Origin of the sequence: Paraburkholderia sediminicola, assembly GCF_046027355.1 — a bacterium.
In the GTDB taxonomy this organism is placed as follows: domain Bacteria; phylum Pseudomonadota; class Gammaproteobacteria; order Burkholderiales; family Burkholderiaceae; genus Paraburkholderia; species Paraburkholderia sediminicola_B.
In genome coordinates this window covers 99,202-116,308 of record NZ_JAQQEK010000027.1, presented here as the reverse complement: position 1 = coordinate 116,308, position 17,107 = coordinate 99,202, and the positions used below count along the sequence as shown (strand labels likewise).

Genomic DNA, 17,107 nt, shown 5'->3' with positions numbered 1-17,107 from the left:
CCGCTTTCTTTTGCCTACTTTTCTTTGCGGCCGGCAAAGAAAAGTAGTGCCGCCCCGCACAGGGGCAACGCCAATAAACCACTAACAAATCAAGGAAAGGCCAACACCGCAAGCAACCAGACAAAGCGCCGCACAGGCAGAAAAAAACCACCCATCACCCTTGCGCTTCAAAAGCAGCCGCAGCCCGCCCTAACCGATCATTAACAGCGATCCACTCAATCGTATCCGGCAACTTCTCGATCAGGATCCGCGTGACGTTCGCGTGGTCGAGAGCCCTCAGCAAACCATACAATTCACGCGCATAGACATGCGGATCCTCAGGCGCGGCGATGAAATGCACGCCTTCAGCCTCGACCCAATGTCCAGCACGCGACGCGCGCGCCACCAACGCCACGCGCTCATCCGCTTGCCGCGCGGCAAGCAAAGGCTCCAGCGCGACGAAGGGCAACAGCGCCAACGGCGTGCGCGGCGCATAGTGCGCCTTTAGCGTGCCAGAAGCCCGCGGCGCAGTCGCATCCGAGCCGTCCGGCAAACGCGGCGCCTCGCCAAGCACGTCGGCGATATCTTGCGGTGTCACGCGCCCCGGCCTCAACAGCGCCGGAAAGCCGCGCGACAAATCCAGAATGGTCGATTCGATACCGACATCCGACGCGCCACCGTCCAGCACATGAATCGCGTCACCGAACTCGTCGCGCACATGTTGCGCCGTGGTCGGGCTCACATGTCCAAACCGGTTCGCCGACGGCGCCGCCACACCGCCATGCCCGTTGCGCAATGCGCTGAACGCCTCGAGCAACGCTTGTGCGACAGGATGCGACGGGCAGCGCAGCCCCACCGAATCCTGACCGCCGCTGACCGCCGCCGGAATGCGCGCCGCGCGCTTCAGGATCAGCGTGAGTGGCCCCGGCCAGAACGCGTCGATCAACCGCTGCGCCTCCGCGGGCAAATGCTCGACCCAGTAGTTCGGATCGCCTTGCGGCGCGAGATGCACGATAACCGGATGATTCGCCGGCCTGCCCTTCGCCGCGTAAATGCGTGCAACCGCGTCGGGACTCTCGGCGTCGCCGCCGAGGCCATACACCGTCTCCGTGGGAAACGCGACCAGGCCGCCCGCGTCGAGCAGCGCCGCTGCGTGTTCGATCTGCGCGGCGCTCACAGGCAATGCGCCCTCGGCGGCTTTCTGTTGATCCGGCATGGCGCTCGTGTCAGCTCGTGATGATGTGCAGCAGCCGCGCGCAATCGCGTCCGGCCGTGCGGGCTTCTTCGAGCGTGGCCGCCGTGAAGTTCACGTGGCCCATCTTGCGGCCGCAGCGTGCCTCTTCCTTGCCATACAGATGCAGACGCGCTGCCGGCATGGCGGCGACTTCGTGCCACGGCGGCGTGACGGCCGCGCGCTTCGGACCGTCCGGAAACCACACGTCGCCGAGAATGTTCAGCATGACGGCCGGCGAATGCTGACGCGTGTCGCCGAGCGGCATGCCGGTCATGGCGCGCACCTGTTGTTCGAACTGGCTGGTCGCGCAAGCGTCGACCGTGTAATGGCCGGAATTGTGCGGGCGCGGCGCCATTTCATTGGCTACCAGCGAACCGTCTTCGAGAATGAAGAATTCGACGCACAGCACGCCCACATAGCCGAGCTTGTCGGCGATTTGCAGTGCGGCCTGTTGCGCCTGCTGGACGAGCGTGGGGCTCGCGTCCGGCGCCGGGACGATGGTGTGCGACAGCACGCCGTCGCGATGCGTGTTCTGCGCGAGCGGATAGACCACCGACGCGCCGCTCGCCGCCCGCGCGATCAGCGCGGACACTTCGAACTTCAACGGCAAACGCTTTTCCAAGACGCACGGCACGCCGCCGAGCGACGCATGCGCCTCGCGTACTTCCTCCGCGTTGCGCACGCGAATCTGACCTTTGCCGTCGTAGCCCATGCGGGCGGTCTTAAGAATGCCCGGCAGCACGGCTTCGAGCTTCGTGTCGTCGAGCGCGGCGAGCGCATCCGACGATTCGATCACCACGTGCGGCGCGACCGTCACGCCTGACGACGCGATGAAGCGCTTCTCGGCAATACGGTCCTGGGCGACGGCGACGCAGCGCCCAGCGGGACTCACAAAGGTGGTCCGCGCGAGGAAGTCGAGGCTCGCGGCCGGCACGTTCTCGAATTCGGTCGACACCGCCGCGCACAGCCGCGCGAGTTCGGTCAGCGAAGCTTCGTCGTCATAAGCCGCGCGCAAATGGCGATCGGCGACGGCGCCCGCCGGACTGTTTTCGTCCGGATCCAGCACGGCGACGCGATAGCCCATGGCCTGAGCGGCGAAACAGAACATGCGGCCGAGCTGGCCGCCACCGACCATGCCAAGCCATGCGCCGGGCAGAATCGGTGAAACCGGTGTGTTGTCTGGGTTCATCTTAGTGGTCGGTCGCGGCCGGGTTGTGCGTGCAATACGATGGCAGGCACCCGGCCGGGGGTCGGACAGGGGGACGTCTTCAAGCAATCAGTCTGTGCGCTTACAGCGCCGGCAACACCATGGCGTGAGCCGCTTCGTTCTGGCGCACGCGGAACGCAGCCAGTTTCTCCGCATACTCGTCGCTCGTGCCGCTCAGAATCGACACGGCGAACAGCGCGGCATTCGCCGCACCTGCCTCGCCGATCGCAAACGTGGCGACCGGCACGCCCTTGGGCATCTGCACGATCGAATGCAACGAATCGACGCCCTTCAGGTACTTGCTCGCCACCGGCACGCCGAGCACCGGCACCGTGGTCTTGGCGGCCAGCATACCCGGCAGATGCGCCGCGCCGCCCGCGCCGGCGATGATCGCGCGAATGCCACGCTCACGCGCGCTTTCAGCATAGGCGAACATTTCGTCGGGCATGCGGTGCGCGGACACGACCTTCGCTTCGTAGGGCACGCCGAATTCCTGCAGAATGGCCACGGCGTTCTTCATGACTTCCCAGTCGGAACTGGAGCCCATCAGCACGCCGATAACCGGCGCGCCATGCGTATGGGCGGTTTGTGCTTCACTCATCTTACGGCTTCCTTGTTTCTTGAGAGCGCCCCGAACCTGTCGCTTCGCGCCTGGCCCGGCGTGTTCTCATGCGATGCGAATCCAACGGATGCGCGTAATCAGGCGAGCTTATGCCCGGTCAGGCGTTCGAGCGCTTCCTGGTACTTCTCGCCCGTCTTCGTGACGACGTCGTCCGGCAGCTTCGGCGCCGGCGGCTCTTTCTTCCACGGCTGGGTTTCGAGCCAGTCGCGTACGAACTGCTTGTCGAACGACGGCGGGTTGGTGCCGACCTGATACTGGTCAGCCGGCCAGAAGCGCGACGAATCCGCGGTCAGCGCCTCGTCCATCAGATACAGCTTGCCGTGGTTGTCCAGACCGAATTCGAACTTCGTATCCGCGATGATGATGCCGCGCGTAGCCGCGTAATCGGCAGCTTCCTTGTACAGCTTGATCGAGATGTCGCGGATCGTGGCCGACAGTTCGGTGCCGATGCGGCGCTCCATCTCGTTGTAGGTGATGTTTTCGTCGTGATGGCCCATTTCGGCCTTGGCTGCCGGCGTGAAGATCGGCTCGGGCAGCTTCTGCGCGTTCTGCAGACCTGGCGGCAATTCCACGCCGCACACCGAACCGGTTGCCTGGTAGTCTTTCCAGCCGCTGCCGGCCAGATAGCCGCGCACCACGGCTTCGACGAGGATCGGCTCGAGGCGCTTCACGACCACCGCGCGGCCCTTGACCTGCTCGACTTCGTCCGCCGCCACCACGGATTCAGGCGCGACGCCCGTGAGGTGGTTCGGCACCACATGTTTGAGTTTCTCGAACCAGAAGTTCGCCATTTCATTGAGCACGCGTCCCTTATTCGGAATCGGCTCGCCCATGATGACGTCGAACGCCGACAGACGGTCGGTCGTGACGATCAGCAACTGGTCGTTGCCCACCGCATAGTTGTCGCGGACTTTACCGCGGCCGAGTAGCGGCAGCGAGCGGAGCGTGGATTCGTAGAGGGTAGACATCGTCGTGGTTCGCTAAAAGTGAGGCAAAAAGTGTGACCGGAACAAAAGGGAAAAGCCGTTCCCCGGATGATGCGGGAACGGCGATCGAACGACAACCTGGCCAAACGGCCAGGTGCAGTGCATGTTGATAGCTTAGCGGACGACTTGCGCGAGCTCGCCTGCTTTGTACTTCTCCGCGATTTTATCAAGCGAAACCGGCTTGATCTTGCCGGCCTGGCCTTCGCAACCGAATTGCGTGTAGCGCTCGATGCAGATCTTCATCGCCGCTTCGCGCGCCGGCTTGAGGTAATCGCGCGGATCGAACTTGCCCGGGTGGGTCGCCATATAGCGGCGGATCGCGCCGGTGATGGCCAGACGCAGGTCGGTGTCGATATTGACCTTGCGCACGCCGTTCTTGATGCCTTCCTGGATTTCCTCGACCGGCACGCCGTAAGTTTCCTTCATGTCGCCGCCGAATTCGCGAATTTCAGCCAGCAGTTCCTGCGGCACCGACGACGAACCGTGCATCACCAGGTGGGTGTTCGGAATGCGCTGGTGGATTTCCTTGATGCGCTGGATCGACAGAATGTCGCCCGTGGGCTTCTTGCTGAACTTGTACGCGCCGTGCGACGTACCGATCGCGATGGCCAGTGCGTCGCATTGCGTCAGCTTGACGAAGTCGGCAGCCTGCTCCGGATCGGTCAACAGTTGTTCGCGCGTCATCGTGCCTTCCGCGCCGTGGCCGTCTTCCTTGTCGCCCTTCATGGTTTCCAGCGAACCGAGCACGCCCAGTTCCGCTTCCACCGTGATGCCGATCGAGTGCGCCGCTTCCACGACCTTGCGCGACACGTCGACGTTGTACTCGTACGAAGCGACCGTCTTGCCGTCGGCTTCGAGCGAACCGTCCATCATCACGCTGGTGAAGCCGCTGCGGATCGCCGCCATGCAGACCGCCGGCGACTGGCCGTGGTCCTGGTGCATCACGACCGGAATATGCGGATACGACTCGACGGCGGCTTCGATCAGGTGGCGCAGGAACGCTTCGCCCGCGTACTTACGCGCGCCGGCCGACGCCTGCATGATGACCGGTGCGTTGACCTTGTCGGCCGCCGCCATGATCGCCTGCACTTGCTCCAGATTGTTCACGTTGAATGCCGGAAGGCCGTAGCCGTTTTCAGCGGCATGGTCCAGCAGTTGACGCATTGATACGAGAGGCATGCTTTAACTCCATAGATTGAAACGAATTCTTGTGCCGTCGGCATCTTTTGGGCGATTTTATCGCGAAGCAAGCTGCATACCCGTTCACACATTCTCTAAAGCGCGGAGCGGTCCTTGCCGCTGCAACGCGCGATTTGAGCCTGTGCGCCGCCTCTCGCGGAGCATGGCAGCCTGCTTCGTTCAATCAGACCTGTGTCGATCGAGCAGTGTGTCGACCGGAGTTAATGCTTCAGCACTTTGTCGATCCGGAGTTAGTGGTTCAGCACTTACTCCGGTCCCACGCAGCGCGCTCCGGTCCCACGCAGAGCGATCAATACGGTTCGCCAACCCGCACGATCTTCAGCGTATTCGTGCCGCCGGCCTGACCCATCGGCTCGCCGACGGTCAGCACCACCATATCGCCGCGCGACGCGTAGCCCTTGCTGACCACGGTCTCCAACGCCTGCTGCAACGCCGTGTCGCGGTCGGTGTTGGTGTCCAGATGCAGCGAAGTCACGTTGCGGTACAGCGCCATGGCCCGCTCGCTGCCGACTCGCGGCGTGAGCGCGAAAATCGGCACATGGGTCCAATGACGCGACATCCACAGCGCGGTCGAGCCGGATTCGGTCAACGCCACGATCGCCTTCGCGCCGAGATGGAACGCCGTGAACAGCGCGCCCATCGCGATCGACTGGTCGATCCGCGTGAACGTTCGGTCGAGGAAATCCTTGTCCAGCTCCGACTGCTCCGACTTCTCGGCTTCGATACAGATCGCCGCCATGGTCTCGATGGTCTGCACCGGATACTTGCCCGCCGCCGATTCCGCCGACAGCATCACCGCGTCCGTGCCATCCAGCACGGCGTTGGCGACGTCCGACACTTCGGCGCGGGTCGGCACCGGCGCGTGGATCATCGACTCCATCATCTGCGTGGCGGTGATCACGAACTTGTTCGATTCGCGCGCCATCCGAATCATCCGCTTTTGCAGCGCCGGGACTGCGGCATTCCCCACTTCCACGGCCAAGTCGCCGCGCGCGACCATGATGCCGTCCGATGCGTCGAGGATGCCCTGCAGCGCCGGAATGGCTTCCGCACGCTCGATTTTGGCGATCATCTTCGGCTTGATGCCGAACGGCGCGCCGGCGATGTTCGCCAATTGACGGGCCATCTCCATGTCGGTGGCGTTCTTCGGGAACGATACCGCGACATAATCCACGCCGAGCGACATGGCGGTGCGGATGTCTTCCATGTCCTTGGCGGTCAGCGCCGGCGCGGACAAGCCGCCGCCCTGGCGGTTGATGCCCTTGTTGTTCGACAGCTCGCCGCCGATCTTCACGACCGTGTGGATCTCGTTGCCGATCACGCGCGATACGTTCAGTACGATCAGGCCGTCGTTGAGCAACAGCATGTCGCCCGGTTTCAGGTCGCGCGGCAGGTCTTTGTAGTCGAGACCGGCGCGCTGCTCGTTGCCGAGTTCGCAGTCGGCGTCGAGAATGAACGGCTCGCCGGCGACCAGCATGATCTTGCCGTTTTCAAATTTGCCGACCCGGATTTTCGGGCCCTGCAGGTCCGCCATGATGGCGACTTCGCGGCCGGCCTGGCGGGCCGCCTCGCGCACGAATTCGGCGCGCTGGCGGTGGTCGTCGGCGGTGCCGTGCGAGAAATTGAGCCGCACCACGTCCAGCCCTGCCTGAATCATTTGCAGCAGGATTTCCGGCGTATTGGAAGCCGGGCCGATGGTGGCGACAATCTTGGTGGCGCGATGCATGAGTCTCCTCGTCTGGGTGAGATCGCTGGAAAGAGCGCTGCGAGTCGGATGCGGAGGCTGCGCACCGAAGGATGCTGCCGGGGGCTGCGCGCCGGTTGAAACCAGCGTCGCTTTATTGAGTGAAGCGGTGTTCGAGACCAGCACGGGGGGTGCGGGTGGAGGGGCGAGTTCCTCGTCGGGGAGTTCTGCGGATGGCGAGGCGGTCTGCACAGCGTCTGCGCTGGACAATTCCGCTGCCTCGTCGGCAGTGGTCAACTCCGCGAGCGCGAGGGGCGCCCCGGATTCTTCTTGCTGCTGGCTAGCTGAGCCGACCGCGGCTTCAACCGCGGACTCGAGCGCTGCCGGCGTGGCGTCGGAGCGCGCCGCGCGCTCCCCTGCCGATTCTGCCGCGGTATTGCGCGGCTTGCCGCCGCGCGCTTTTGCAGACTTTGCCGTTGGGGAGCGCGTCGCCACGTTAAGCCCGCGATTCCAGAACTTCGACGGCGGGCAGCTTCTTGCCTTCGAGGAACTCGAGGAAGGCGCCGCCGCCTGTCGAGATGTAGCTGACCTTGTCGTGGATGCCGTACTTGGCGATCGCCGCGAGCGTATCGCCGCCGCCGGCAATCGAGAACGCCGACGACTTGGCGATGGCATCCGCCAGCGTCTTCGTGCCGTTGCCGAACTGGTCGAACTCGAACACGCCGACCGGGCCGTTCCACACGATCGTGCCGGCCTTTTCCAGTTGCGCGGCGAGCACCTTGGCCGTTTCCGGTCCGATGTCGAGAATCATGTCGTCGTCTTGAACATCGGCGACGGCCTTGACTTCGGCCTTGGCGGTCGGCGAAAACTCCTTGGCCGTAACCACGTCGGTCGGGATCGGCACCGACGCGCCGCGCGCTTTCGCGGCGTCGATGATGGCTTTGGCTTCGTTCAGCAGATCGGCTTCGGCGAGCGACTTGCCGATCTTCAGGCCGGCGGCCAGCATGAACGTGTTGGCGATGCCGCCGCCCACGATCAGCTGATCGACCTTGTCGGCGAGCGACTTGAGAATGGTCAGCTTGGTGGACACCTTCGAGCCGGCGACGATCGCCACCAGCGGACGCTTCGGCGCGCCCAGCGCCTTGCCGAGCGCTTCGAGCTCGGCGGCCAGCAGCGGGCCGGCGCACGCCACGGGCGCGTATTTGGCGATGCCATGCGTGGTGGCTTCAGCACGGTGCGCGGTGCCGAATGCGTCGTTCACGTAGATATCGCAGAGCTTCGCCATTTTCTGCGCGAGCTCGTCGGAATCCTTCTTTTCGCCCTTGTTGACGCGGCAGTTTTCCAGCAGCACGACCGAGCCCGGCGCGACGTTCACGCCGTTTTCGACCCAGTTCGCCACCAGCGGCACGTCACGTCCGAGCAGTTCGGCCAGACGCTTCGCGACCGGCGCCAGCGAGTCTTCCGGCTTGAAGTCGCCTTCGGTCGGACGGCCTAGGTGCGACGTGACCATCACGGCGGCGCCTGCATCGAGCGCGGCCTTGATGGCCGGCACGGAGGCGCGGATACGGGTGTCTTCGGTGATGTTGCCTTGATCGTCCTGCGGCACGTTCAGATCGGCGCGGATGAACACGCGTTTGCCGGATAGCTTGCCTTCGGCGATCAGATCGGAGAGACGCAATACCTTGTTCATGGGCGTGTGTGTGCGAGTTGATGAGAAGGCGGTGGCGGACGACGCGCGGTACTCAAGCGCGGTGAACTCCAGCGCTCAGGCACGGCAGCGGCTCCACTGACTCGGGTGCCGGCGGCGGGGCCGCGGCTGCGCGCGCCTTGCAGCGGCGCGCTTGTCCCGGAAACAAGCATTTTAACTGATCCACACTGCCTTCTGACCCGCGACCGGGCGAATGTCCCGTATTTGGACGATATGGCGCCGATGCCGCAACGCAGCATTTCGTGCTTCTTCAATCACATGAAGAGACGCAACAACGTAAACACCACCATTCCGACGACAATCGTGCCGAGCATGGTGCGCCGCCACAAAAACCACGCGAGACCCGACAGCGTGGCGTAGAACTCATGGTTCGACGGCGCGAACGACAGGCCGTCTGGCGTCGCCAGCACGTCCGGCAGAACTACTGCAGCGAGCGCGGCGGCCGGCGCATAACGCAGCATGCGCTGGACCCGTGCCGGCAAAACGGTGCGCTCGCCGCCGATTAGAAACATCGCGCGTGTCACGGCGGTGACGAAGGTCATGCCGAAAATGGCCAGCCAGATCTGGGTGGATGTCATCGGGAATCTCCGGCGCTGTTACGGATGCGGCGCAAGTCGGCGCGCTCGACCATCAGATCCGCGGCGCTGCCGGCAATGATTGCTGCGATCACCGCGAGGGGCAGCGCAAGCCGGTACGGCAGGTCGAACGCGAGCAGCGACACCACGCCGGCGATGGCGACCGCAACCAGCGTGGAGCGCGTCGCGATCGCCGACACCATGATGGGCAGCAACGCCAGCGTGCCCGCCAGCGCGAGACCCCAGTTATCGGGAATCAGGCTCGCCAGCAGAATGCCGGCAATCGACGACACCTGCCACGACAGCCAGCTGCAAATCGCCATGCCCCAGTAGTACGCCTCCTTGCCCGGCACATAGCCGGTCGGGAAGCTCTTCTTCTGGAACAGCAGGTAGATCACGTCGCCGTTGAAGTAGCCGAGCACGATGCGCCGCCACATCGGCAGATAGGAAAAATGCGGCGCGAGGCCGACGCTGAAGATCACGAAACGCGTGTTGACCATCGCGGCGGTGAGCAATACGGTCCAAATCGGCAGCTTGGCGGCGAGCAGCGGCAGCACCGCCAGTTGAGACGACCCGGCGTAGCACAGCAGCGACATGGTGAGCGCCTGCGGCAGTGTGAGCACCGATTTGCTCATGGCGATGCCGGTGACGAGGCCCCACGAGAAAATCGCCATCAGCGTGGGCGAATAGTCGCGCGCGCCTTCGCGGAAGGCACGACGATCGATATCTGACAGGCGAGCGAGCATTGGGGCGAAACGCGGGCGCCCAAGGGCGCTGCAACGATGGGAAGTCAGCGCCAGGTCGTCAAGCACCCGCTGGCGCATCCGGATTTGAATTATGCGTGTGCCGGATTATAGCGTCCGCAATACGGCCAAATGCCCGTTCCGTGTGCAAAAGACGTTAAAATGCGGGTCCTGGCTATGCCTGACATAGCTACGCCTAACAACGCACCCGCTGGAGAATCGTATGTCAATGGCCGACCGCGACGGCAAGATCTGGATGGATGGCAAGCTCATCGACTGGCGCGATGCCAAGATCCACGTGCTCACCCACACGCTGCATTACGGCATGGGCGTCTTCGAGGGCGTACGCGCCTACAAGACGGCGGACGGCGGCACCGCGATTTTCCGTCTGCAGGAACACACCAAGCGTCTCCTGAACTCGGCCAAGATCTTCCAGATGGACGTGCCGTTCGACCACGAGACGCTCGCCGCCGCGCAATGCGAAGTGGTCCGCGAAAACAAGCTCGAGTCCTGCTACCTGCGCCCGATCATCTGGGTCGGCTCGGAAAAGCTCGGCGTGTCGGCCAAGGGCAACACCATCCACGTGGCGATCGCCGCCTGGCCGTGGGGCGCTTACCTCGGTGAAGACGGCATTGCCAAGGGCATCCGCGTGAAGACCTCGTCGTTCACGCGCCATCACGTGAATGTGTCGATGGTCCGCGCCAAGGCGTCGGGCTGGTACGTGAACTCGATCCTCGCCAACCAGGAAGCCATCGCCGACGGTTACGACGAAGCGCTGCTGCTCGACGTGGACGGCTACGTGTCGGAAGGCTCGGGCGAGAACTTCTTCCTCGTGAACAACGGCAAGTTGTACACGCCGGACCTCGCGTCGTGCCTCGACGGCATCACGCGCGACACGGTCATTACGCTGGCGCGCGACGCGGGCATCCAGGTGATCGAAAAGCGCATCACGCGCGACGAGGTCTATACCTGCGACGAAGCGTTCTTCACCGGCACCGCCGCCGAAGTCACGCCCATCCGCGAACTCGACAACCGCACGATCGGCTCGGGCGCACGCGGCCCGATCACGGAGAAGCTGCAGTCGGGCTTCTTCGACATCGTGAACGGCAAGAGTGACAAGTACGCGAACTGGCTCACCAAGATTTAACGCGCGCTGCGCCGGGCTTCACCGGCGCACCGCACGCACCCTGCATACAACGAGAACGTCTCATGAGCGAAATCAAGGAAATGCCGCTGGTCGAACTGTCGGCAAAAGACCTGCCGGCGTATTGCCCGAATCCGGCCATGCCGCGCTGGAGCGCGCATCCGCGCGTCTTTATCGACGTCACGCACGGCGAAGCCAAGTGCCCGTACTGCAGTACGCGTTACAAGCTGCGCGACGGCGAAGTGGTCAGAGGTCATTGAACACGGCGCACTGAGCACTGATTGCTTGTGGCGCCGCTTGCCGGGTCGACTGCCCGCTTCGCTGCGGGTTGCGTTGCGGAGTTCGCTTCGTGATCGATTGCATGATGCGCGGCCTGGTCTGTCGTTCGACGGACCCGTTGCGACTGTGCAGCACACCGTGACTACGCCAACGCGAAAGCGAACGCGCGGCCCGGTCCGAAAGCAGGCACGTCACAGCAGGGCCGCTACCGCGGCGTCTTCGGCCATGCCGGAAGCACGTCACGCGGCTCGCGGCCTTTCCCCTTTTACTTATCCGAATGCCACGCGCAAAACCTGCGCGGGGTTTCGTTTCGACACCGGACACTCACTCTGATGCGTCGCGCGTTGGTTATCGCACCGAACTGGATCGGTGACGCATTGATGGCGCAGCCGCTGTTTGCGCGCCTCGTGAAATTGCATCCGCGCATCGTCATCGACGCGGTCGCACCCTCGTGGGTCGCGCCCGTGCTCGAACGCATGCCGGAAATCCGCGACGTCTACGCCACCGATCTCGCGCACGGCAAGCTGCAAATGCTGCGCCGCTGGCAGTTGGCGAGCGACCTGCGCGACGTCGGCTACGACGCCGCCTACGTGCTGCCGAACTCGCTCAAGTCGGCGCTGATTCCGTGGATGGCGGGCATTCCCCTGCGCATCGGCTATACCGGCGAAAGCCGCTACGGCCTGTTGAACGTGCGTCACGCGAATCCGCGCAAGGACGAGCGTCCGCCGATGGTCGGCCAGTACGCCGCCCTCGCCTACGCGCCCGGCGCCAAGCTGCCCGACGACCTGCCGATGCCGCGCCTCGACGCGGATCTGAACGAAGCGTCGCGCGTCTCGGCGCGCTTCAATCTCGACACGCGCGTGCCGCTGCTGGTGTTCTGTCCGGGCGCCGAATACGGCCCGGCCAAGCGCTGGCCGCCCGAGCACTTCGCGTCGCTCGCGCAAATGGTCGGCCAGTCGTTCCCGTACACGCAGATCGTCGCGCTCGGTTCGCCGAAAGACGCGCCGCTCGCGCAGGCCATCGCCGAGCGAGCGCCGAACGTGCGCAACCTGTGCGGCCAGACCGCGCTGGGCGAGGCGTGCGCGCTGATCTCGCGCGCCAATGCGGTCGTTACCAACGATTCCGGACTGATGCACGTGGCCGCCGCGCTGCGCCGGCCGCTGGTGGCCGTGTACGGTTCGACCGATCCGCGCCACACGCCGCCCTTGTCCGAGCTTGCGAAGGTACAATGGCTTCATCTCGAATGCAGCCCCTGTTTTGAGCGCGAGTGTCCGCTCGGTCATCTGAACTGCCTGAAACAGTTGAGCGCCGAGCAGGTATTCGGCGATTTGCGCGGCATGTTGCTCGCGCAACGCTGAGCCCGCCGGCACCGCTGACACTTGCACGCAACACCGCACGCCCCTGAGCGCGTCGCGTCATGTTCGCGCCTTGCGGCGCGGGCATTCTGGCGCTCGGGTGCGATGGTCCGGTGCTCCGGACTGTCCCGCTGACCGCTGTCCCGCAACCGCGCGCCGCGCACAAGAGACTGACGAGCCATGCCACGTTTTGCCCATATCTTCGAAGCCGCCGCCGACACCCTCAACGCCTATTACCAGGCCGTCGCCGAGGTCAATATCGACAGCTTGATGGGTCTGTGGATCGATGAAGAGTTCGTGAGCTGCATCTGCGCCGACGGCTCCCACCTGCACGGCCTCGACAGCATTCGCGCCGGCCTGCAGATCCAGCTCGAAACCGCGCCGGTTTCCATCGAACCGCTCGATATCCGCGTCTACGACAGCCTCGGCACCGTGGTCTATGCGATTGCGGAAGCGCACCGACCGGCTGACCCGAAGGCCACGCCCGCCATGGTCTTCACGACTTACGTGATGGTTCACGAACGCGGCGAATGGCGCATCGCGCACATTCACGCGAGTCCGATGCCCAACGAGGCCGCCAGCCAGTTCGCCACGAAGATGCGGCATGGCCAGGGGTCGCTGCACTGACGCGCGCCGCGCGTCTTACTTTTTTGTTTTGAAGCAGGCATGAGCACGCCCCGCAGGAAGTCCCTTTTGGGCACGACGCACGATCAATCCGCTCCTTCGGGCACGGCACGCGCCGCGGCCGCCGTCGAGGCGACTGTCGAAGCCACCGTCGAGCTGCTCTACCGTGCGCCGCTCTGGCTGCCGAACCGGCATGCGCAGACCATCGTTCCGTCGCTGTTCGCGCGCCGCCCCGCGGTCTCGTTTCGACGCGAGCGCTGGGACACGCCTGATGGCGACTTCATCGATCTGGACTGGGTGCAGCATGACGGCCATCAGACCGGTGCGTCGCTCGCATCCGATGCTGTGCCTCACATTCCCGCCGACACCGCCCCGCTCTTCGTGCTGTTTCACGGCCTCGAAGGCAGCTCGGGCTCGCATTACGCCGCTTCGTTGATGGCGGCCGCGCGCGAGTACGGCTGGCACGGCGTCGTGCCGCACTTTCGCAGTTGCAGCGGAGCGCTGAACCGCATGCCGCGCTTCTACCATCTCGCCGACAGCAACGAAGTCGACTGGGTGCTGCGGCGTTTGCGCGCCGCGCATCGCGGGCCGGTCGTGGCGGCCGGCGTGTCGCTCGGCGGCAATGTGCTGCTGCGCTGGCTGGGTGAACGGCGCGAGGACGCGGCGTCGGTGATCTCGGCTGCCGCGGCGATTTCGACGCCCATCGACGTGCATGCCGGCGGCCGCGCGTTGTCGCAAGGCTTCGGCCTCGTCTACACGCGCAGTTTCCTGAAGACGCTCAAGCAGAAGGCCGAACAGAAGCTGGTGCAGTTTCCTGGCCTGTTCGACCGTGACGCGATGCTGGCGAGCCGCACCATGTACGAGTTCGACAACGCGGTGACCGCGCCAGTCCACGGCTTTCGCGATACCGACGACTACTGGAGCACGGCGACCACGCGTCCGCTGCTGCCGCACATTCAGGTGCCGACGCTGGTGCTGAACGCGCGCAACGACCCGTTCCTGCCGGCTGAGGCGTTGCCGTCGCGGCATGAAGTGTCGGCGGCCGTGGAACTCGACCAACCCAAGCACGGCGGCCACGCCGGCTTTATGACCGGGCCGTTTCCGGGCCGCATCGACTGGCTGTCGCGGCGCGTGTTCGGCTATCTGGAGCGACACGTCGATCATGGATGACATCGTCAAGCAGGCCTTGGCCAAGTGGCCGAACGTACCGAGTTGCACAGGGTGGCTGATGCTGGATAGGCGCGGCAACTGGCGCATGCGCGACGAGGCCGCGCAGGCCGGCGGTTCGCCGGGCACGCCGATCCGCCATGAAGCGTTGCTCGGGTTTATCAACCGCAATTACGCCGCCGATGAGCGCGGACAGTGGTATTTCCAGAACGGCCCGCAGCGCGTGTATGTCGAGTTGGGCTATACGCCGTGGGTGGTGAGGTTGTCGGCGGATGCGGATGCGGATGCCGATGCCGGCGGCACGCTCGCTTTGCAGGACCAGGCCGGCGGCGCGTTCGAGCCCGCAGCCGTGCTCGTGGATGAAGAAGGCGGGATTCTGTTTACCGATAGCGCGACGCCGCCGAGAATCGCCGTCTTGCACGACCACGATCTCGAGGTGTTTTCCGATCACGCAACGCTGGCGGACGACTCCATGAGCGGTGAGTTTCGCTGGAACAATCAGGTTGTGTTGCCGCTGCAGGCTGTGCGGCGAGGCGACGTTGCTGTGCGGTTTAAATTTGTGCCGAGTCCGGCAGCCGCTGGCGCTTAAGCACTAGCCTGCGCACTGGCCTGCTCGATCGAGGCCGGTTCGCAAACGCGGCGAAGCTGCAGGCAAGATCTAACTTTTCTCATCCAGCCGCTCTTCCTTGTAGCGGCTCTCCATCTCATGCAGCCTCGCGTCGACGGTCGCGAGGTCGTAGTAGCCGATCGTCTTTAAATCGCGCGCGTCCTTCAATTGACGGATCGCCGAAGGCCACGCTCCCTCGAGTGCGAACTTCTCAGCCATCGCACGATGCTGCGTCAACGCGTCGCCCGTGCCCGCGCTAGCCTGGGCGAGATACAGCCACCAGGCGGGCTGATCGGGCTGGGCACGCGTCTCTTTTTGCGCAAGCGCCTGAGCATTGGCAAAGCGGTGCAAGGTCAGCAAGGTGCGGATATGCATGTCGATGGCGGCATTCGATTGCGGCCAGCGCTTCTGCGCCAGCTCGGCCAGACGCGCGGCCTCGTCGTCGCGGCCGGCTCGCCGCGCGATGTCGGCGGCCAGCACGTCGAGGCTCGGCGAACTGCGCGCCGTGCCGCCCTCGGCCTGCTCGCCCGTCGCGAACGCGGCGCGGGACGACGCCAGCGACGCCGCCGCGTCATCGTAACGCTCGAGCAGCATCTGCCCGTAGGCGATGCCGTACCAGTTCGCCGCGACGTTGACCGCCGTGCGGTCCTCGATCTCGGAGCGCAAGCGCGAAATCTCGTCGCCGTACTCGCTGCGCGAACGGTCCTGCAGCAGGCGCGACCGCGCCCGCACAAAACCATATTCGGCCGATTGATGCGGTTGCCGGTAAGGCGCGCGGCGCGCACGGTCCTCCATGTCGGCAATCCGTTCGCCAGTCAGCGGATGGGTGCGCGCATACGCCGGAATGCCCGTGTCGCTCATCGCGGCACGATCGAGGCGGCCGAAGAAGGTCGTCATCGCGTAGGGATCGTAGCCGGCGCCGGCGAGCAGCAGAAAGCCGACGCGGTCCGCCTCGTGCTCGGCGGAACGCGAGAAACGCAACTGGTTGTCGACCGCGTACGCCTGGCCGCCGATCGCAATCGCGCTGCCCAGGTCACCGCTATGCGCGAGCACGCCTGCCAGCACACCGAACAACAGGCCGGCGAGCGCCGCATAGCTGCTGCGTTCGCCGGTCGTGATCATGCGCGAGATGTGCCGCTGCAGGACGTGTCCCATTTCGTGACCCAGCACCGATGCCAACTCGGACTCGGTCTGCGTGGCCACGATCAGGCCGGTGTTCACGCCGATAAAACCGCCAGGCAGCGAGAAGGCGTTGATCTGCGGGTCGCGCACCGCGAACAGATCGAAGTCCGGACGATACCCGCCGATGTAGAGCGCGCTCGCCGCCGCGGCGAGTTTCGCGGCGACCGAGTTCAGATAGTCGCGCACGAGCCAGTCGTCGAGATAGTCGGGGTCGCGACGCAACTCGCGCATCACGCGCTCGCCGAGTTGGCGTTCGGCCTGCGGCGTAAGCGAACCGGAGCCGCCGTTGCCGAGATCGGGTAATTGCTGCGTGACGATCGGTGCGCGCCAATTGGTGTTCACACCGGTATTGCCTGAGAAGCGGCTCTGCGCGCCGCCGTATACGCCGAACACGCCTTGTGCGATATCGGGCGGCACGAGGGGATCGGCGTAGGCATCGGCCGGGCCGCTGACCAGCGGTGGCTCCGCGGGCAACGTGTTGAGCGCCATGCTCGACACGCCGTGCAATTGCGCAAACGCGCCCGGCGGCGCTGCCAGCGCGACAGACAACAACGCAGCAAGGAACCGTTTCGCACGCATCGCGAGGTCGATATGACGAAGTCGAAAAGCGACGCCCGCCGCTCGGACTAAGATAGCGGGCATAGGGCAATTGTAATCAGTCGTCGCGGGAATTCATGTGATTCGCGTCATGGCGATTCCGGCGTCCCGGCAATTACCGCGCCGCTTGCGCCGACGGCGGGCGACGACGCGCGGCGCTTTAGGCCCCGTAACCGCAGTGCCGCCGCCGTGCGGCTTTGCCGCACTGCTATGA

17 protein-coding genes are annotated in these 17,107 nt (G+C 64.6%); 7 read left to right on the top strand and 10 right to left on the bottom strand.

The window, feature by feature from the left end:
* A partial coding sequence (locus PQR42_RS34390) for a hypothetical protein (protein WP_408392536.1) occupies positions 1–204 on the top strand: 204 nt, incomplete at its 5' end.
* On the opposite strand, the gene PQR42_RS34385 is transcribed toward PQR42_RS34390, so the two are convergent.
* The 9 genes from PQR42_RS34385 to PQR42_RS34345 form a co-directional block, all read right to left on the bottom strand.
* Positions 155–1,195: an L-threonylcarbamoyladenylate synthase gene (locus PQR42_RS34385; RefSeq protein WP_408392539.1), complete on the bottom strand. Its 1,041-nt coding sequence runs from the start codon at positions 1,193–1,195 to the stop codon at positions 155–157. The genes PQR42_RS34390 and PQR42_RS34385 overlap by 50 nt on opposite strands.
* A 10-nt stretch (positions 1,196–1,205) precedes the next feature.
* Positions 1,206–2,402, bottom strand: a complete 1,197-nt coding sequence (locus PQR42_RS34380) for a 5-(carboxyamino)imidazole ribonucleotide synthase (RefSeq protein ID WP_408220575.1) — start codon at positions 2,400–2,402, stop codon at positions 1,206–1,208.
* Between the two features lie 100 nt (positions 2,403–2,502).
* Positions 2,503–3,021 (bottom strand): 5-(carboxyamino)imidazole ribonucleotide mutase, encoded by a 519-nt coding sequence (gene purE / locus PQR42_RS34375; RefSeq protein ID WP_408220573.1) that lies wholly within the window; start codon positions 3,019–3,021, stop codon positions 2,503–2,505.
* 98 nt (positions 3,022–3,119) lie between these two features.
* Positions 3,120–4,010 (bottom strand): phosphoribosylaminoimidazolesuccinocarboxamide synthase, encoded by an 891-nt coding sequence (locus PQR42_RS34370; RefSeq protein ID WP_012434235.1) that lies wholly within the window; start codon positions 4,008–4,010, stop codon positions 3,120–3,122.
* 132 nt (positions 4,011–4,142) lie between these two features.
* Positions 4,143–5,207, bottom strand: coding sequence for a class II fructose-bisphosphate aldolase (fba, locus tag PQR42_RS34365; protein WP_408392542.1), 1,065 nt, complete (start codon positions 5,205–5,207; stop codon positions 4,143–4,145).
* A 310-nt stretch (positions 5,208–5,517) separates the two neighbouring features.
* Positions 5,518–6,954 (bottom strand): pyruvate kinase, encoded by a 1,437-nt coding sequence (pyk, locus tag PQR42_RS34360; RefSeq protein ID WP_408220568.1) that lies wholly within the window; start codon positions 6,952–6,954, stop codon positions 5,518–5,520.
* Between the two features lie 454 nt (positions 6,955–7,408).
* Positions 7,409–8,602 (bottom strand): phosphoglycerate kinase, encoded by a 1,194-nt coding sequence (locus PQR42_RS34355; protein WP_408392545.1) that lies wholly within the window; start codon positions 8,600–8,602, stop codon positions 7,409–7,411.
* A 272-nt stretch (positions 8,603–8,874) separates the two neighbouring features.
* The gene (locus tag PQR42_RS34350; RefSeq protein WP_310813994.1) at positions 8,875–9,198 is read right to left on the bottom strand and encodes an AzlD domain-containing protein; all 324 of its coding nucleotides are present in this window, start codon (positions 9,196–9,198) and stop codon (positions 8,875–8,877) included.
* Positions 9,195–9,941: an AzlC family ABC transporter permease gene (locus PQR42_RS34345; RefSeq protein WP_408220563.1), complete on the bottom strand. Its 747-nt coding sequence runs from the start codon at positions 9,939–9,941 to the stop codon at positions 9,195–9,197. The genes PQR42_RS34350 and PQR42_RS34345 overlap by 4 nt, the downstream gene beginning before the upstream one ends.
* Before the next feature lie 220 nt (positions 9,942–10,161).
* On the opposite strand from PQR42_RS34345, the gene PQR42_RS34340 reads away from it, so the two are divergent.
* From PQR42_RS34340 to PQR42_RS34315, 6 genes are all read left to right on the top strand, one after another.
* Entirely contained in the window at positions 10,162–11,085 is a 924-nt protein-coding gene (locus PQR42_RS34340; protein ID WP_408220561.1) for a branched-chain amino acid transaminase, read from the top strand.
* A gap of 62 nt (positions 11,086–11,147) precedes the next feature.
* On the top strand, positions 11,148–11,342 hold the full coding sequence (locus PQR42_RS34335; RefSeq protein ID WP_042321180.1) for a zinc-finger domain-containing protein: 195 nt from the start codon (positions 11,148–11,150) through the stop codon (positions 11,340–11,342).
* Between the two features lie 351 nt (positions 11,343–11,693).
* Positions 11,694–12,719 (top strand): lipopolysaccharide heptosyltransferase II, encoded by a 1,026-nt coding sequence (waaF, locus tag PQR42_RS34330; RefSeq protein ID WP_012434242.1) that lies wholly within the window; start codon positions 11,694–11,696, stop codon positions 12,717–12,719.
* A gap of 177 nt (positions 12,720–12,896) precedes the next feature.
* On the top strand, positions 12,897–13,343 hold the full coding sequence (locus PQR42_RS34325) for a nuclear transport factor 2 family protein (RefSeq protein WP_095418314.1): 447 nt from the start codon (positions 12,897–12,899) through the stop codon (positions 13,341–13,343).
* Positions 13,344–13,382: 39 nt separating this feature from the next.
* Positions 13,383–14,510, top strand: coding sequence for a YheT family hydrolase (locus PQR42_RS34320; protein WP_408220558.1), 1,128 nt, complete (start codon positions 13,383–13,385; stop codon positions 14,508–14,510).
* The gene (locus tag PQR42_RS34315) at positions 14,503–15,096 is read left to right on the top strand and encodes a DUF2946 family protein (RefSeq protein WP_408220556.1); all 594 of its coding nucleotides are present in this window, start codon (positions 14,503–14,505) and stop codon (positions 15,094–15,096) included. The genes PQR42_RS34320 and PQR42_RS34315 overlap by 8 nt, the downstream gene beginning before the upstream one ends.
* Before the next feature lie 69 nt (positions 15,097–15,165).
* Here the strand turns inward: PQR42_RS34315 and PQR42_RS34310 are convergent, their stop codons facing one another.
* A complete protein-coding gene (locus PQR42_RS34310; protein WP_408220554.1) occupies positions 15,166–16,875 on the bottom strand; it encodes a M48 family metalloprotease in 1,710 nt (569 codons plus the stop codon).
* Positions 16,876–17,107: the final 232 nt, after the last annotated feature.

Bases quoted from the DNA above. Each gene is read 5' to 3' on its own strand.
- fba (WP_408392542.1), bottom strand. From the start codon at position 5,207: ATGCCTCTCGTATCAATGCGTCAACTGCTGGACCATGCCGCTGAAAAC.
- waaF (WP_012434242.1), top strand. From the start codon at position 11,694: ATGCGTCGCGCGTTGGTTATCGCACCGAACTGGATCGGTGACGCATTG.
- PQR42_RS34325 (WP_095418314.1), top strand. From the start codon at position 12,897: ATGCCACGTTTTGCCCATATCTTCGAAGCCGCCGCCGACACCCTCAAC.
- purE (WP_408220573.1), bottom strand. From the start codon at position 3,021: ATGAGTGAAGCACAAACCGCCCATACGCATGGCGCGCCGGTTATCGGC.
- PQR42_RS34340 (WP_408220561.1), top strand. From the start codon at position 10,162: ATGTCAATGGCCGACCGCGACGGCAAGATCTGGATGGATGGCAAGCTC.
- PQR42_RS34345 (WP_408220563.1), bottom strand. From the start codon at position 9,941: ATGCTCGCTCGCCTGTCAGATATCGATCGTCGTGCCTTCCGCGAAGGC.
- PQR42_RS34335 (WP_042321180.1), top strand. From the start codon at position 11,148: ATGAGCGAAATCAAGGAAATGCCGCTGGTCGAACTGTCGGCAAAAGAC.
- PQR42_RS34355 (WP_408392545.1), bottom strand. From the start codon at position 8,602: ATGAACAAGGTATTGCGTCTCTCCGATCTGATCGCCGAAGGCAAGCTA.
- PQR42_RS34320 (WP_408220558.1), top strand. From the start codon at position 13,383: ATGAGCACGCCCCGCAGGAAGTCCCTTTTGGGCACGACGCACGATCAA.
- PQR42_RS34310 (WP_408220554.1), bottom strand. From the start codon at position 16,875: ATGCGTGCGAAACGGTTCCTTGCTGCGTTGTTGTCTGTCGCGCTGGCA.
- PQR42_RS34370 (WP_012434235.1), bottom strand. From the start codon at position 4,010: ATGTCTACCCTCTACGAATCCACGCTCCGCTCGCTGCCGCTACTCGGC.
- PQR42_RS34315 (WP_408220556.1), top strand. From the start codon at position 14,503: ATGGATGACATCGTCAAGCAGGCCTTGGCCAAGTGGCCGAACGTACCG.
- PQR42_RS34385 (WP_408392539.1), bottom strand. From the start codon at position 1,195: ATGCCGGATCAACAGAAAGCCGCCGAGGGCGCATTGCCTGTGAGCGCC.
- PQR42_RS34350 (WP_310813994.1), bottom strand. From the start codon at position 9,198: ATGACATCCACCCAGATCTGGCTGGCCATTTTCGGCATGACCTTCGTC.
- PQR42_RS34380 (WP_408220575.1), bottom strand. From the start codon at position 2,402: ATGAACCCAGACAACACACCGGTTTCACCGATTCTGCCCGGCGCATGG.
- pyk (WP_408220568.1), bottom strand. From the start codon at position 6,954: ATGCATCGCGCCACCAAGATTGTCGCCACCATCGGCCCGGCTTCCAAT.